The organism is Streptomyces sp. NPDC038280, from assembly GCF_055600045.1.
In genome coordinates this window covers 271,054-285,305 of record NZ_JBVJYZ010000002.1, presented here as the reverse complement: position 1 = coordinate 285,305, position 14,252 = coordinate 271,054, and the positions used below count along the sequence as shown (strand labels likewise).

The following is a 14,252-nucleotide window of genomic DNA, read 5'->3' as shown; positions in this document are numbered from 1 at the left end:
CACACGCGGCGGCCCCGGGCGAGGCTGGCGCCAACCGCTCTCCGGGAGGTCCCGCCGTGCTCCGTGCCGCTCCGCCGCGCCGCGTCCTGGTGGCGCTCCTGTTGGCCTGCGCCCTGCTCGTCTCCACCTCCGGCTGCGGCGGTGACGACAGCGCGAGCGGGTCGGCGACGCCCTCCGGCTCGACGGAAGCGCAGCGGTTCGCCAAGACCCGCTTCGTCGCCAACGCGGGACTGGCAGCCGGTGCGACCTATCAGTGGATCGTGAAGCCCTACCGCGCGGGCACCTTCAAGAAGGGCGCGGAGGGCCGGAAGGTGGCCCTGGTCAAGGCCGGCCTCGCGGGCGCCTTCGCGTACAACAGGCTCAAGGCGGCCGTGAACAACGCCAAGGGGGACCCCCTGCTCGCGAAGGCCGTCGCCCCGCTGACGGCGGGCATCGAATCGCTGAAGGGGTTGGGCACCAAGCTCCGCAGGGGCGAGGCGAGCGAGGCGGACGTCGGCTTGTTCGAGAGCGTGATCGGGAACATCAAGGACGCGGGCAGGAGCGCCGGTGCCGAGGTGACGGACAAGGTGCCCACCACCGCCCAACTGCGCGCCTGAGCTCAGTCGTTGAGTTCTGCCAGCACGCGCAGGGTGGCCGGGTCCGGCGCCGTCACCAGTAGATCGGTGACCGGGCCCTTGCGCCAGGCCTCCAGCCGCCGCGCGATCCGCTCGCGCGGGCCGACGAGCGAGATCTCGTCGGCGAAGGCGTCGGGGACGGCGAGGACGGCGTCCTCACGGCGGCCTTCGGCGAAGAGCCGCTGGATGTGCCGTGCCTCGGCCTCGTACCCCATCCTGCCCATCAGGTCGGCGTGGAAGTTGCGGGTCGCGTGACCCATCCCGCCGATGTAGAACCCCAGCATCGCCTTGACCGGCAGCAGTCCGGCGGCGATGTCGTCGCACACCTGGGCGCGGACCATGGGCGCGACCAGGAAGCCTTCCGGCAGACCGGTCAGGGACGCCTCGTACCCGTCGGTCCGGGTCGGCGACCAGTACAGCGGCAGCCAGCCGTCGGCGATGCGGGTGGTCTGCGCGATGTTCTTGGGCCCCTCCGCCCCCAGCAGGATCGGCAGACGGGCGCGCAGGGGGTGGGTGATCGGCTTGAGCGCCTTGCCGAGGCCAGTGCCGTCCTCCCCGGCGTACGGATGCGAGTGGAAGCGTCCGTCGAGCTCGACCGGGCCCTCACGCCGCAGGACTTGGCGGATCACCTCCACGTACTCCCGGGTCGCGGTGAGCGGACTGCGCGGAAAGGGGCGGCCGTACCAGCCCTCCACCACCTGCGGGCCCGAGAGTCCGAGCCCCAGCATCATCCGCCCGCCGGAGAGATGGTCCAGGGTCAGCGCGTGCATGGCGGTGGCGGTCGGGGAACGGGCGGCCATCTGGGCGATGGCCGTGCCCAGTTTGATGCGGGAGGTGTGCGCCGCGATCCAGGTCAGCGTGGTGAAGGCGTCGGAGCCCCAGGCCTCGGCGGTCCACACGGAGTCGTAGCCGAGCCGCTCGGCCTCGCGGGCGAGGTCGAGATGGGCGGGGTTCGGGCCGCGGCCCCAGTAGCCGAGTGCGAGTCCGAGACGCATGGCCGGATCCCTTTCTGACGGTACGTCAGCTAGCGGGGTCCGACTGTACGACAACGGCCCCCCGCCCGGAAGGGTTCCGGGCGAGGGGCCGTCGTGCGACCGGGAGGTCAGCCGCGCTGAATGCCCGTGGTGTCCTGGAGGACGCCGCGCCGGCCGTCCTGCGTCTGGGCCACCAGGCCCGGACCGCGCTGCTCGACCGCGAGGTACCAGGTGCCCGGCGCCAGCTCGGCGATCGGGGCGGGCGAACCGTCCTCCCCGTACAGCGGGCGGGCCACCGGAACCGCGAACCAGAACGGCGCGAAGTCACCGGCCGGAGCGCCGGCGGGCGCACCGCCCTGCGCGGGCTGCGGCTGGGACTGCTGCGCGGCCGGCTCGGGCTGCGGCTGCGGGTGGCCCGGCTGGGCGCCGTAGGGCTGCGGCTGACCCGGCTGACCCGGCTGACCCGGCTGAGCGCCGAAGGGCTGCTGCTGGGCGCCCGGGTAGCCGTAGCCACCGGGGACGCCGGGCTGCGCACCGTACGGCTGCGCGGCCTGCGGGCTCGGGGCGCCCACCAGCGGGGCCTTGAGCGCGGGGACCAGCGGCCCGGCGACAGCGGCGCCGGCGAGCACCAGCGCCGCGATCAGACCGAGGATGAGTCCGGCACCGGCGCCGTTCGACTCGAAGACCCACATGAGGATCGTCCACGCCGAGGCGATGGTGAACACCACGCCGGTCTGTCCCAGGTCGAGTCCGGCCACCTTGCGGCTCTGCGGCAGGCCGTGGGAGAGCACGATCAGGGCCGCGCCCGCGATGCCGAGGAAGAAGCCGCCCCAGCCGAGGGGGGACACCTCCCACGAGTTGACGTTGGCGCAGAAGCTGCCTGAGCAGTCGCTGATGCTGAGGAAGGAGGCGATGAAGAGCAACACCGCTGCTCCGATCACCACGCCATCGCCTCGAGTGAGGGAGCGGATGTTCACGTGAAAAGTCCTTCGTCGGGTCGTCTCGTCGGGGCGGCGCGAATCACGGGGGCGGCCCCCATCGTAAAGAAGAATCTATCGCCTGCGCGGGCTACCCCAGCAGGTAGGTACTGATGCCTTCCGCGATTCCCTGCGCCGCTTTCTGACGCCACGCCGCATTCGTCATCAATGCGGCGTCGTCGGGGTCACGCATGTTGCCGCATTCGATGAACACCTTGGGGACCGTCGACAGGTTGAGTCCGCCGAGATCCTCGCGTGTGTCCAAGCCCGTACGCCCGCCCACGTAGTTGGCGGGCGCGCTCCGGGTCGCGAGGGTGAAGCTGCCGGCGATGCGCTCGCCGAGCGCCCGGGACGGTCCGACGATCCTCGAGGTGTCGGCCGCACCCCCCTTGACCAGGGCGGGAAGGATGACATGGAAGCCATGGTTGCCCACCGCCGAGCCGTCGGCGTGGATGGACACGGCGGCGTCGGCGCGGGCGGCGTTCCCGATCCGGGCACGCTCGTCGACGCAGGGGCCGAAGGGGCGGTCGTGGTCCTGGGTGAGGACCACCGTCGCGCCCTTCCCGCGGAGCAGGGAAACGAGGCGGTGCGACACGTCGAGTGTGAATTCCGCCTCGGTGTAACCGGCGTTGGTCGACGTGCCGGTGGTGTCGCATTCCTTGCGGTTCGTGCCGATATTTACTGACCTGTTGATTTCGCGGGAATGTGCGAAATTTCCAGGGTTGTGACCGGGATCGACCACCACGACCTTCCCCGCGAGGGGCTTCGCCGAGGCTGTGGTGCCCGGGGTGGCCGAGGGGGGTTTGGTGGAGGGCGCGGCCGGTGAGGATCCGGCGGGCGGTGAGGCCGGCGTGGCCGGGGTGGCGGGTGTCGCTCGGGTCGCGGACCCGCTCGGCTCCGGCAACGGCCCTGCCATCGCCTGCCAGACCAGCCGGCCGGCCAGTGTGACCGTGATCACCGCGGCGATCGCGATCGCCGCGATCGCCGGCTTCGAACGGGCCGGTCGGCGGGGGGTGGGGGGCTGTTCCTCGTCGTACGGCACGTCGTGACCCTAGCCGTACGGCGTCAGATTCCCGAGCCGGTACGGCGCAGCACCCGCAGGGAGTCCGTCACCGACACCTCGGTGAACGCGCCGGACCGCAGCGCGCGGAGGTAGACGCGGTACGGGGCCTGGCCGCCGTCCGCCGGGTCGGGGAACACGTCGTGGATGACCAGCAGGCCCCCGTCGGCGACCTTCGGGGCCCAGCCCTCGTAGTCACCGGTCGCGTGTTCGTCGGTGTGGCCGCCGTCGATGAAGACCAGGCCGACCTCGCCGCCCCACACCTTCGCGACCTGCGGGGAGCGGCCGACGACCGCGACGACGTGGTCCTCGAGGCCGGCGTGGTGGAGCGTCCGGCGGAAGGTGGGCAGCGTGTCCATCCGCCCCACCTCCGGGTCGACCACGGTCGGGTCGTGGTACTCCCACCCCGGCTGCTGCTCCTCGCTGCCCCGGTGGTGGTCGACGGTGACCGCGACCGTCCCGGCCTCGCGGGCGGCGTCGGCGAGCAGGATCGTGGACCGCCCGCAGTACGTGCCCACCTCCAGCAGTGGCAGCCCGAGCGCGGACGCGGCCTCGGCGGCGGCCGCGTAGAGGGCGAGTCCCTCGCCCACGGGCATGAACCCCTTGGCGGCCTCGAAGGCGGCGAGCGTCTCCGGCTTGGGCGCGGCGGCAGCGGCGGCGGCCATGAGGTCCTCCTACTGGTCAGTACGTGGAGCGCCATTATGGCGGCACATCGACCCGTGCACAGTCCCGGTCCACGGTGAAAGGTCACAGGTCACTGTGGTCGGCCGCCCATCGGCGTCCGTCGCGGGCCAGTTCGCAGACGTGGGTGGCGAGGACGGCGCCGGGGGCGATCCGCCAGGGGTTCCAGAAGGTGGACTCCTGGCGGAATGCTCGCGGGCCGAGGGGTAGTTCCAGCTGGCCCAGCTCGGTCCCCGCCCGCTGGGCGACACGTAGGACCGTACGGAGCTCCCCGCCCCTGCCCACCGGTGCGCCGGCGCAGGGGCGGGCCTCGCCGCCCCGGGCCGGGGCGCCGGCGTCGGCGGTCGTGACCTGGGCGCTCGCGGCGAGGATGCCCGCGACGCAGAGCAGTGTCGTCGCGCGTGTACGTCTCATGCCCGCACTATGGGCGCGCCGGGCCACGAGGGCGGGGCGCGACGCTCCCCGGGGCCCATGGATCACCCGTCGGACCCCTGGCCGCGCAGGCGGGGTGGTGAGCAAAGAGCGGCCCCTGAGGCATCTGACCTTCCGTCAGATTGAAACGTGTTCTAGTCTGCCGCTCATGGGCATCGGAATCACGCAGGAGCAGCGGGAGTTGGCCCGGTCCGTGCGCGGATGGCTCGGACGGGCCGTGCCTCCCGAAGAAGTGCGCAAACACCTCGACCTACCCGGCTCCGGTGCCGCGCGCCCCGCCTACTGGTCCGCCGCCGCCGAACAAGGCCTGCTCGGCATCCATCTGCCCGAGGCGTACGGGGGCGGGGGCGGCGGACTCACCGAACTCGCCGTCGTTCTGGAGGAGGCCGCCCGGGCGGTACTGCCGGGGCCGTACCTGCCCAGCACGCTCGCCGCCGAGTTGCTGCACCGCGCCGGGCGTTGGGAACAGGCAGCGGCCCTCGCCCACGGCGACCGGATCGGGGCCGTGGCCCTCGGGCCCGGAACCCTCACCGCCGTCGCCGCCGAGGGCGGCGGGTTGCGGATCGAGGGGACCGCGCCGCCCGTACTCGGTGGCGCGCAGGCCGACCTGTTGATCCTCGCGGCGGGGGCGCCCGGGGCCGGACACGGCACCGTCTGGCTCGCCGTCGACGCCCACAGCCTCTCCGTGCGGGCCCATGAGAGCGCCGACCCCACCCGGCCCACCGCCGAGGTCACGGCCTCCGGTGCGGTCGTGACGGAGGACCGGATCCTGGAACGGCTGGACTCCGACCACGTCAGGGACCTCGCCTCGGTGCTGTACGCGGCGGACGCCTGCGGCACCGCGGCGCGGGCGCTGGAGACCGCGGCCGAATACGCCAAGGTGCGCGAACAGTTCGGGCGGCCCATCGGCCGGTTCCAGGCTGTGAAGCACCTCTGCGCCGACATGCTCGTACGGCTCGAACAGGCGCGGGCGCTGACGTGGGACGCCGCCCGCGCCGCCGATGGCGAGCCCGCCGTACGCTCCCTCACCGCCGCGCTCGCCACCGCCACCGCGCTCGACGCCGCGTACAGCTGCGCCAAGGACTGCGTCCAGGTGCTCGGCGGCATCGGCTTCACCTGGGAACACGACGCCCACCTGTACCTCCGCCGGGCCCTCGTCGCCCGCCAGCTCCTCGGCAACACCGACGGCCACCGGCTGCGGGCCGCCCGGCTGGCAGCCGCCGGAACGCGGCGAGAACTGCGGCTCGAGCTGCCGCCGGACGCCGAGCGGTACCGGATCCGGGCGCGCGAGGAGATCGCCGTGGCCCGGGGCCTCGACCCCGCCGCGGCCCGGCGCGTCCTCGCCCCTACCGGCTACGCCGCCCCGCATCTGCCGCCCCCCTACGGCCTGGGCGCCGGACCGGTCCACCAGCTCGCCGTCCAACAGGAGCTGTCCGCCGCCGGAATCAAGGTCGCCGACCTCGGGATCGCGACCTGGGTCGTGCCGTCCCTGCTCGCCCACGGCACCCCCGAACAGCAGGAGCGGTACCTGTTGCCCACGCTCCGCGGCGAGGCGCAGTGGTGCCAGCTGTTCAGCGAACCGGGGGCCGGCTCCGACCTGGCCTCGCTGCGGACCAGGGCCGACCGCACGGAGGACGGTTGGCGGATCAACGGCCAGAAGGTGTGGACCAGCGCCGCGCAGTGGGCCGACTTCGGCATCCTGCTGGCCCGCACCGACCCGGACGCCCCCAAGCACAAGGGCCTGACTTATTTCCTCGTCGACATGAGGAACACTCCCGGCATCGAGATCCGCCCGCTCAAGGAGATCACCGGCGACTCCCTCTTCAACGAGGTGTACTTCACCGACGCGCCGCTGCCCCTGGACGCCGTCGTCGGCGAGGTGGACGACGGCTGGAAGGTGGCCCGCAACACCCTCGGCAACGAACGTGTCCACATGGCCGACCAAGTGGCCTTCGACACCGGCCTCGAAGCGCTCCTCGCGCGGGCCGACGGCCTCGACGAGACGTACCGCGCACGCATCGGGGCCCTCGTGGCGGAGGCCCACGCGCTGGGCTGCGTCGGACTGCGGACGACCCTCCAGCAGGTCTCCGGCCTCGAACCGGGCGCGGGCGCCAGTGTCCGCAAGCTCATCCAGACCACCCATCAGCAGAAGGTCGCCGAGCTCGCCCTCGAACTGCTCGGGCCGGCGGGCGCGGTGCGCGAGGGGCCGGGGGAGCGGGCCGTTCACGGCCTGCTGATGTCCCGCTGCCTCACCATCGCCGGCGGCACCACCCAGGTTCAGCTCAACGTCGTCGCCGAGCGCATCCTCGGCCTGCCCCGCGACTGAAGGCCGCCCCGGGACCCCACGCCCCGCCCCGGGACCGAAGGACTGAAGGAGACGTGCAGTGAAGAGCTACATCGTCGGCGTCGGCATGACGAAGTTCGAGAAGCCGGAGACCCGGGACTGGCAGTACTGGGACATGGCGAAGGAGGCCGGCACCCGGGCCCTCGTGGACGCGGGCCTCTCCTACGAGCAGGTCGAACAGGTCCCCGTCGGCTACTGCTTCCAGGCCTCCACGGCCGGCCAGCGCGCCGCGTACGAACTCGGTCTGACCGGTGTGCCCGTCTACAACGTCAACAACAACTGCGCCACCGGCTCCTCCGCCCTCATGCTGGCCCGGCAGTTCGTGGAAGGCGGGATCTCCGACTGCGTGCTGGCCCTCGGCTTCGAGAAGATGACCCGGGGCGCACTCGGCGGGGGCTCCGACGGCGGTGACTTCAAGACGTCACCGGTCGCACGGCACTACGGGATCATGGCTGCCGGCCACGGCTTCGAGATGTCGCCCCCCACCGCGCAGATCTTCGGCAACGCGGCCCGGGAACACATGGAGCGCTACGGCACGACGGAGGCGCAGCTCGCCGCCGTCGGGGCCAAGAACCACCGGCACTCGGCACACAACCCGAACGCCCAGTTCCAGGACGTATACACGGTCGAGGAGATCCTCGCCGCCAAGACCATCCACCGGCCGCTGACCAAACTCCAGTGCTCACCGACCTCCGACGGATCGGCCGCGGCCGTCGTCGTCTCCGAGCGGTTCGTCGAGCGCCACGGCCTCGGGGACAAGGCGGTGGAGATCGTGGCCCAGGCCATGACCACCGACACCGCAGCGTCCTTCGCGTCGGGGACCTGCATCGACGCCGTCGGGCAGCCGATGTCGCGGGAGGCGGCCCGCCAGGTCTACGAGAAGGCGGGCCTGGGGATCGAGGACGTCGACGTCATCGAACTCCACGACTGCTTCTCCATCAACGAACTGCTCACCTACGAAGCACTCGGCATGTGCGAGACCGGTGACTCGGGCAAGCTCGTCGAATCCGGAGCCACCACCTACGGCGGCCGCTGGGTCGTCAACCCCTCCGGCGGCCTGATCTCCAAGGGCCACCCCCTGGGCGCGACCGGCCTGGCCCAGGCCGCCGAACTCGTCCTGCAGCTCCGCGGCGAGGCCGCCGCCCGCCAGGTCGAGGGGGCCGCGGTGGGCCTCGCCCACAACATCGGCCTGGGCGGCGCGGCGGTCGTCACGCTCCTGCGCCGCGCGACCTAGGTCGAGCGGCGGGGTGGCCCGTACATCGGTGTCCGGATGTACGGGCCACCGGGTGCCTGAGACCATGACACCCATGGCCCAAGCCCCCGCAGAGACCTCAGCCGCCTCCATAGCCACCGAGTCCAGGGGGAGTTCGCTCCCCACCCGGACGTGGGTGGCCGTCGCCGCCGCGTGCGCCGGACAGTTCCTGGTCGTCCTCGACGTGTCCGTCGTCAATGTCGCCCTGCCGTCGATGCGGGCCGATCTGGGGCTCTCCGCCCTCGGACTGCAGTGGGTCCTCAACGCGTACTCGATCGCCTTCGCCGGGTTCATGCTGCTCGGCGGGCGGGCCGCGGATCTCTTCGGGCGGAAGCGGATGTTCCTGCTCGGGCTCGCGCTCTTCACCGCGGCGTCGGTGGCGGGCGGGCTCGCGCAGGAAGGGTGGCAGCTGGTCGTCGCCCGCGCCGTACAGGGGCTCGGAGCGGCCGTACTCGCGCCGGCGACGCTGACCATCGTGACGGCCGCCGTGCCGCCCGGGCCCGCGCGGACGCGGGCGATCGGGACCTGGTCGGCGGTGGGCGCGGGCGGCGGCGCGGCCGGGGGGCTCGTCGGCGGGGTGCTCACCGATCTGCTGTCGTGGCGCTGGGTCCTGCTGATCAACGTCCCGGTGGGTGTCCTCGTCCTGGCCTGCGCCGCGGTGTGGCTGAACGAGAGCCGTACGGACGGCGGACGGCGGCTCGACCTGCCCGGCGCCGTCCTGGTCACCGGCGGCCTGGCCGCGCTCGCGTACGGCATCGTGCAGACCGAGGAGGCCGGCTGGGGTGCCCGGCGGACCCTGCTTCCGCTGCTCGGCGGGCTTGCCCTGCTCGCCGTCTTCGTGGTCGTCGAGGCACGGACGGCGGCCCCGCTGATGCCGCTGAAGGTGTTCCGCGCGCGAGCCGTCTCGGCCGCCAACGTCGCCATGCTGGTGTGCGGTTCCGCTTCGTTCGGCATGTGGTTCTTCATGACGGTGTACGCGCAGAACGTCCTCGGCTACACCCCGCTGGAGGCCGGACTGGCGCTCGTGCCGAGCTCGCTGAGCGTCATCATCGGCGCCAAGGTCGCACCCCGTCTGATGCCGACGACCGGCGCCCGCAACCTCGCCGTCCTCGGCGCCCTGATCGCCGCCACCGGCTTCGGCTGGCAGTCCACGATGACCGCCCACGGCGCCTTCGCCACCTCGATCCTCGGCCCCGGCATCCTGATGATGACCGGCATCGGCCTGGCCGTGACTCCGCTCGCCTCGCTCGCCACGTCGGGGGCCGCCCCGGGCGACGCGGGCCTGGTGTCCGGGCTGGTCAACACCTCACGGACGATGGGCGGCGCGCTCGGTCTGGCCGTCCTCTCGACGGTCGCCGCGTCGAGGACGGCCGGCGGCACCGGCCCCGAGGCCCTGACCGAGGGCTACGCGCTGGCCTTCCGCACGGGCACGGGCGTGCTGCTGGCGGGCGCGGTCCTGATGCTGCTCTGGCTGCCGCGCCGCTCGGAGCCGTAGAGCCGCCGGGCGGGCCCTGCAGGCAGGTCCGTGCCGTGGCGTGGGGAACAGACCTACAGCCAGCCCTGCCGACGGGCCGCCCGGACCGCCTCCATGCGGTTGTGGGTGCCCGTCTTGCCGATCGCGGACGACAGATGGTTCCGCACGGTCGACTCCGGCAGATGCAGCGTCGTGGCGATGTCCGCGATCGTCGCCCCGTCCACCGACGCGCTCAGCGTGTCCCGCTCCCGCGCGGTCAGCGGGTTGGGGCCCGCGCTCAACGCGGCCGCCGCAGGGCCGGATCGATCACCGTCTCCCCGGTGAGCACCCGCCGGATCGCCTCCGCCAGCTCCTCCACCGGCCCGTCCTTGACCAGGAACCCGGCCGCCCCCGCCTCCATCGCCCGCCGCAGATAATCCGGCCGCCCGAAGGTCGTCAGGATCAGAACCCGGCAGTCCGGCACCTCGTCCCGCAGCTCCGCCGCCGCGTCGAGACCGCTGCGGCCCGGCAACTCGATGTCCAGCAAAGCCACCTGCGGGCGCGCGAGCAATGCCGTGTCCACGATCTCGTCGCCCCGGCCGATCTGTGCGACCACCTCGATGTCGGGCTCCATCCCCAGCAGCAGCGCGAGGGCACCGCGCATCATGCCCTGGTCCTCGGCGAGCATGACTCTGATCATGGGCTGTGCTCCTCATCGGCGACCATCGTGTCGACCGGCAGCTCCGCCACGACCCGGAAGCCACGGCGCGGGGACGGTCCCGACTCCAGGGTGCCGCCTGCCGCCGCGACCCGCTCGCGCAGTCCCACGAGCCCACTGCCGGGCGACCCCGCCCCCGAGCCCCGCCCGTCGTCGGAGACCACGAGACGCACGCGCTCCGGCGTGCCGTGCACGGTCATCTCGCAGCGGGAGGCACCACTGTGGCGCACGGCGTTGGTGACCGACTCGCGCACCACCCGGCTCAGCAACGCCTCGGCCTGCGGTTCCAGCGGCGGCCCCGACTGGCGGACCACCGGATCGATGCCCGCCGCGGTCAGCAGGTCCCGCGCCCGGTCGGTGGGGGCGCCCCCGGCAGATGCGTATGTACGGACCCGGCCGTGACACATGTACTGGGCCACCCGGCGGGCAACGGATCTGACGTATCGTCAGCACACTTCACAAGTGGTGGGTGCTCGGCTATACATGAGGATCACCGGCCTAGAACGCGTTCTAGAACGCCCGGGAAGGGCGCCTGCGGGCCGGCCCCGAACGGCCTCGGTGCGGCCGACGGTGCGGACGGCCGCACCGAGGTCTTCCCTCCGTCAAGGAGCTTGTGACAGATGCCCATTGATGCCGCGAAGGCAGTCGCCGCCGAACCCCGATCCGCCGAGATCACCTGGGACCACAAGGACGTCCAGCTCTACCACCTCGGCCTCGGGGCGGGCTCGTCACCGGACAAGGAGAGCCCCGCCACCGACCCCGACGAGCTGCGCTACACCCTGGAATCCCGGCTGCACGTCCTGCCCAGCTTCGCCACCGTCGCGGGCGCCGGAATGGGCGTCGTCGGCGGGCTGTCCGCACCCGGGATCGAGGTCGACCTGGCCGCCGTCCTGCACGGCGGCCAGACGGTGCGGGTGCACCGCCCCCTCCCCGCCGAGGGCCGGGCCGTCACCACCTCGCGCGTCGCCGCCGTCTACGACAAGGGCAAGGCCGCGATCCTCGTCCTGCGCTCCGAGGCGTCCGACGGCGAAGGCCCGCTGTGGACGAGCGACGCCCAGATCTTCGTGCGCGGCGAAGGCGGCTGGGGCGGCGACCGCGGACCCTCGGCCCGCACCGAACCCCCCGCCCGCGAGCCCGACAGGATCGTCGAGCGGCCCATCCGCGAGGACCAGGCGCTGCTCTACCGGCTGTCGGGGGACTGGAACCCCCTGCACGCGGACCCCGAGTTCGCCAAGCTCGCCGGATTCGACCGGCCGATCCTGCACGGCCTGTGCTCGTACGGCATGACGCTCAAGGCGGTCGTCGACACGCTTCTCGGCGGCGACGTCACCCGGGTCCGCTCGTACAGCACCCGCTTCGCCGGAGTCGTCTACCCGGGCGAGACGCTCCGCATCCGGATGTGGTCGGAGGAAGGCCGCGTCCAGGCATCCGTGACGGCCGTCGAGAGGGACGACGCGCCGGTGCTGGCCGACACCATCGTTGAGATCTCCTGAAGGGAGCCGCACCATGCGCGCAGCCGTACAGCACGAGATCGGCCAGGAAAAGCTCGAGGTCCTCGACGACGTCGAGGCGGTGGGCTTCGGCCCCGGCAAGGTGAGGATCCGGGTCCGGGCCACCGGCCTGTGCCACTCGGACATCTCCGCGATGAACGGGGTGCTGCCGCAGCCCGCCCCCTTCATCCCCGGCCACGAGGGTGCGGGCGAGATCCTCGACGTCGGCGACGGCGTGACCGGCCTGTCGCAGGGCGACCGGGTCCTGCTGTGCTGGCTGCCCGCCTGCGGCAGCTGCCCCGCGTGCAAGAGGGGCCAGACCCAGCTGTGTCTGGCCGGCTTCATGAACGCGGGCGTCCCGAACTTCCGGCGCTCCGGCGGCGACCTCTTCGGCTTCGCCGGCACCGGCACCTTCGCCGAGGAGGTCGTCGTCGACGCCGGCTGCGCCGTCCCGATCCCTGACGACGTGCCCTTCGACATCGCGGCACTCATCGGCTGCGGTGTGACCACCGGCCTCGGCGCGGCGATCAACACGGCCAAAGTGGAGGCTGGTTCGTCGGTCGCCGTCATCGGCTGCGGCGGCGTCGGCATCTCCGCGATCCAGGGCGCCCGGCTCCAGGGAGCGGCGCAGATCGTCGCCGTGGACCCGGTCGCCTCGCGCCGGGAGGCGGCGCTGCGGTTCGGCGCGACCGAGGCCGTCGACCCCGGTGAGCTGGCCGACGCCAAGCAGCGGGTCACGGCCGGTGAGGGCTTCGACTACGTCTTCGAGGTCGTCGGCAGGTCCGCCACGGCCCGCACGGCGTACGAGATGACACGGCGCGGTGGCACCCTCTGCGTCGTCGGGGCGGGCGCGCTGGACGACCACTTCCAGGTGAACATGTTCGAGCTGTTCTTCGACGAGAAGAAGATCCTGCCGTCGATGTACGGCGGCGGGGACGTGCTCAGGTCCTACGAGCGCGCCATCGCGCTGTGGCGGGCGGGACGGATCGACCTCGAATCGCTCATCACCCACCGCGTCCCGCTGGCGGAGATCAACGAGGCGCTGGACCAGATGCGTACGGGTGTGGCGCTGCGCACCTGCATCGAGATCTGACCCCAGGCCCCCCGAGCCGCGAGCCGGACCGAGACTGTTGAAGGGATTTCCCGGATGTCACTCCCTCTTGAGGGCCTGAGCGCGATCGTCACGGGTGCGGGGCGCGGCCTCGGCCGGGCCGAGGCGCTGGAGCTGGCCCGGCTCGGCGCGGCCGTCGTCGTCAACGACTACGGCCGACCCGGGCGCGACGGCACGGGTGAGGCCTCCGCCGGGCCCGCCGAGGAGGTCGCGGCCGAGATCCGCGACGCGGGCGGCCGGGCGGTGGCGCACCTGGGCGACGTCGCGGACTTCGAAGCGGCCCGCGCCCTGGTCGACCTGGCCGTCGAGACGTACGGAAAGCTGGACATCCTGGTCAACAACGCGGGCATCCTGCGGGACCGGATGGTCTTCTCGATGAGCGAGGACGAGTGGGACTCGGTGATCCGAGTCCACCTCAAGGGCCACTTCAACACCACCCATTTCGCGTCGGTGCACTGGCGCGAGCGGTCCAAGGCGACGGACGGCCCGGTCTACGGCCGGATCGTCAACACGTCCTCCGAGGCCTTCCTCGCAGGCTCGGCGGGTCAGCCGAACTACGCGGCGGCCAAGGGCGGCATCGTCGGCCTGACCACCTCCACGGCGCTCGCCCTGGCCAAGTACGGCGTCACGGCGAACGCCATCTGCCCGCGCGCCCGCACCCGGATGACGGAGGACGTCTTCGCGGGCTTCCAGGAACCGGATGCGGGCGAGCTCGATCCGCTCGCCCCGGAACATGTCTCTCCGCTCGTCGGCTATCTGGCCTCCCCGGCGGCGGCCCGGATCAACGGCCAACTCCTCGTGGTCCACGGCGGGATGGTGGCCATCGTGGAACGCCCCAGAGTGGCGGCGCAGTTCGACACGTCGAAGGAGTGCTTCTCCTACGAGGAACTGGACGGGGCGCTGTCCCCCTACTACGAGTCCAGGCCGGCGGGGGAGACGTTCGCGGCGGCGGAGGTCCTCGGCCTGAAGAAGGAGTAGCCCCGGGGTGAGCCAAGGGGGCCGGGCGACTGCCGCCCGGCCCCCTTCACGATCCGCCCCGAAGGGGCTACTCCCCGCCGTCGCGGCGGTGCCGGCCGTGGGGCTGGGTCGACTGGTCGTCCTGCGACGACGCGCCCCCTCGGTGCTTACCGGATCCCCCGGTCCGGC

General features: G+C 72.5%; 12 protein-coding genes and 2 pseudogenes. 7 read left to right on the top strand and 7 right to left on the bottom strand.

Translation table 11 applies throughout. The features are described 5' to 3' along the window. Positions 1 to 56 precede the first annotated feature (56 nt). Positions 57 to 596 carry a hypothetical protein gene (locus ACZ7J0_RS06395; RefSeq protein ID WP_470884576.1) on the top strand — a complete coding sequence of 180 codons (540 nt, stop codon included), beginning with the start codon at positions 57 to 59 and terminating at the stop codon, positions 594 to 596. A gap of 2 nt (positions 597 to 598) precedes the next feature. Here ACZ7J0_RS06395 and ACZ7J0_RS06390 read toward each other — a convergent pair whose 3' ends face one another. The 5 genes from ACZ7J0_RS06390 to ACZ7J0_RS06370 form a co-directional block, all read right to left on the bottom strand. Next, positions 599 to 1,609 (bottom strand): LLM class F420-dependent oxidoreductase, encoded by a 1,011-nt coding sequence (locus ACZ7J0_RS06390; protein ID WP_470884574.1) that lies wholly within the window; start codon positions 1,607 to 1,609, stop codon positions 599 to 601. A gap of 107 nt (positions 1,610 to 1,716) precedes the next feature. Beyond that, on the bottom strand, positions 1,717 to 2,565 hold the full coding sequence (locus tag ACZ7J0_RS06385) for a hypothetical protein (RefSeq protein ID WP_470884572.1): 849 nt from the start codon (positions 2,563 to 2,565) through the stop codon (positions 1,717 to 1,719). Positions 2,566 to 2,656: 91 nt separating this feature from the next. Continuing rightward, positions 2,657 to 3,607 carry an N-acetylmuramoyl-L-alanine amidase gene (locus ACZ7J0_RS06380; RefSeq protein WP_470884570.1) on the bottom strand — a complete coding sequence of 317 codons (951 nt, stop codon included), beginning with the start codon at positions 3,605 to 3,607 and terminating at the stop codon, positions 2,657 to 2,659. Positions 3,608 to 3,630: 23 nt separating this feature from the next. Continuing rightward, the gene (locus ACZ7J0_RS06375) at positions 3,631 to 4,290 is read right to left on the bottom strand and encodes a class I SAM-dependent methyltransferase (RefSeq protein WP_470884569.1); all 660 of its coding nucleotides are present in this window, start codon (positions 4,288 to 4,290) and stop codon (positions 3,631 to 3,633) included. Between the two features lie 82 nt (positions 4,291 to 4,372). Further along, a complete protein-coding gene (locus tag ACZ7J0_RS06370) occupies positions 4,373 to 4,720 on the bottom strand; it encodes a hypothetical protein (protein ID WP_470884567.1) in 348 nt (115 codons plus the stop codon). 166 nt (positions 4,721 to 4,886) lie between these two features. On the opposite strand from ACZ7J0_RS06370, the gene ACZ7J0_RS06365 reads away from it, so the two are divergent. The 3 genes from ACZ7J0_RS06365 (at position 4,887) to ACZ7J0_RS06355 (ending at position 9,829) form a co-directional block, all read left to right on the top strand. Beyond that, a complete protein-coding gene (locus tag ACZ7J0_RS06365) occupies positions 4,887 to 7,064 on the top strand; it encodes an acyl-CoA dehydrogenase (RefSeq protein ID WP_470884565.1) in 2,178 nt (725 codons plus the stop codon). A gap of 58 nt (positions 7,065 to 7,122) precedes the next feature. Continuing rightward, complete coding sequence (locus tag ACZ7J0_RS06360) at positions 7,123 to 8,316, top strand: lipid-transfer protein (protein WP_470884563.1); 1,194 nt, start codon at positions 7,123 to 7,125, stop codon at positions 8,314 to 8,316. 64 nt (positions 8,317 to 8,380) lie between these two features. Further along, positions 8,381 to 9,829 (top strand): MFS transporter, encoded by a 1,449-nt coding sequence (locus ACZ7J0_RS06355; protein WP_470884561.1) that lies wholly within the window; start codon positions 8,381 to 8,383, stop codon positions 9,827 to 9,829. 53 nt (positions 9,830 to 9,882) lie between these two features. On the opposite strand, the pseudogene ACZ7J0_RS06350 reads toward ACZ7J0_RS06355, so the two are convergent. Then, positions 9,883 to 10,487 (bottom strand): annotated as a pseudogene (locus tag ACZ7J0_RS06350) (response regulator). Further along, positions 10,484 to 10,861 (bottom strand): annotated as a pseudogene (locus tag ACZ7J0_RS06345) (sensor histidine kinase); the annotation flags it as partial. The pseudogenes ACZ7J0_RS06350 and ACZ7J0_RS06345, both read right to left, overlap by 4 nt. Before the next feature lie 264 nt (positions 10,862 to 11,125). Here ACZ7J0_RS06345 and ACZ7J0_RS06340 point away from each other — a divergent pair. Genes ACZ7J0_RS06340 through ACZ7J0_RS06330 form a run of 3 tightly spaced genes read left to right on the top strand, consistent with a single transcriptional unit; the run spans position 11,126 to position 14,084 of the window. Next, complete coding sequence (locus ACZ7J0_RS06340; RefSeq protein WP_470884559.1) at positions 11,126 to 11,998, top strand: MaoC/PaaZ C-terminal domain-containing protein; 873 nt, start codon at positions 11,126 to 11,128, stop codon at positions 11,996 to 11,998. 13 nt (positions 11,999 to 12,011) lie between these two features. Next, the gene (locus ACZ7J0_RS06335; RefSeq protein ID WP_470884557.1) at positions 12,012 to 13,088 is read left to right on the top strand and encodes a Zn-dependent alcohol dehydrogenase; all 1,077 of its coding nucleotides are present in this window, start codon (positions 12,012 to 12,014) and stop codon (positions 13,086 to 13,088) included. Positions 13,089 to 13,142: 54 nt separating this feature from the next. Beyond that, positions 13,143 to 14,084 (top strand): 3-oxoacyl-ACP reductase, encoded by a 942-nt coding sequence (locus ACZ7J0_RS06330; protein ID WP_470884555.1) that lies wholly within the window; start codon positions 13,143 to 13,145, stop codon positions 14,082 to 14,084. Positions 14,085 to 14,252: the final 168 nt, after the last annotated feature.

Coding starts and splice junctions, on each gene's coding strand:
- ACZ7J0_RS06390 (WP_470884574.1), bottom strand. CDS start 1,609: ATGCGTCTCGGACTCGCACTCGGCTACTGGGGCCGCGGCCCGAACCCC.
- ACZ7J0_RS06375 (WP_470884569.1), bottom strand. CDS start 4,290: ATGGCCGCCGCCGCTGCCGCCGCGCCCAAGCCGGAGACGCTCGCCGCC.
- ACZ7J0_RS06370 (WP_470884567.1), bottom strand. CDS start 4,720: ATGAGACGTACACGCGCGACGACACTGCTCTGCGTCGCGGGCATCCTC.
- ACZ7J0_RS06365 (WP_470884565.1), top strand. CDS start 4,887: ATGGGCATCGGAATCACGCAGGAGCAGCGGGAGTTGGCCCGGTCCGTG.
- ACZ7J0_RS06355 (WP_470884561.1), top strand. CDS start 8,381: ATGACACCCATGGCCCAAGCCCCCGCAGAGACCTCAGCCGCCTCCATA.
- ACZ7J0_RS06340 (WP_470884559.1), top strand. CDS start 11,126: ATGCCCATTGATGCCGCGAAGGCAGTCGCCGCCGAACCCCGATCCGCC.
- ACZ7J0_RS06335 (WP_470884557.1), top strand. CDS start 12,012: ATGCGCGCAGCCGTACAGCACGAGATCGGCCAGGAAAAGCTCGAGGTC.
- ACZ7J0_RS06330 (WP_470884555.1), top strand. CDS start 13,143: ATGTCACTCCCTCTTGAGGGCCTGAGCGCGATCGTCACGGGTGCGGGG.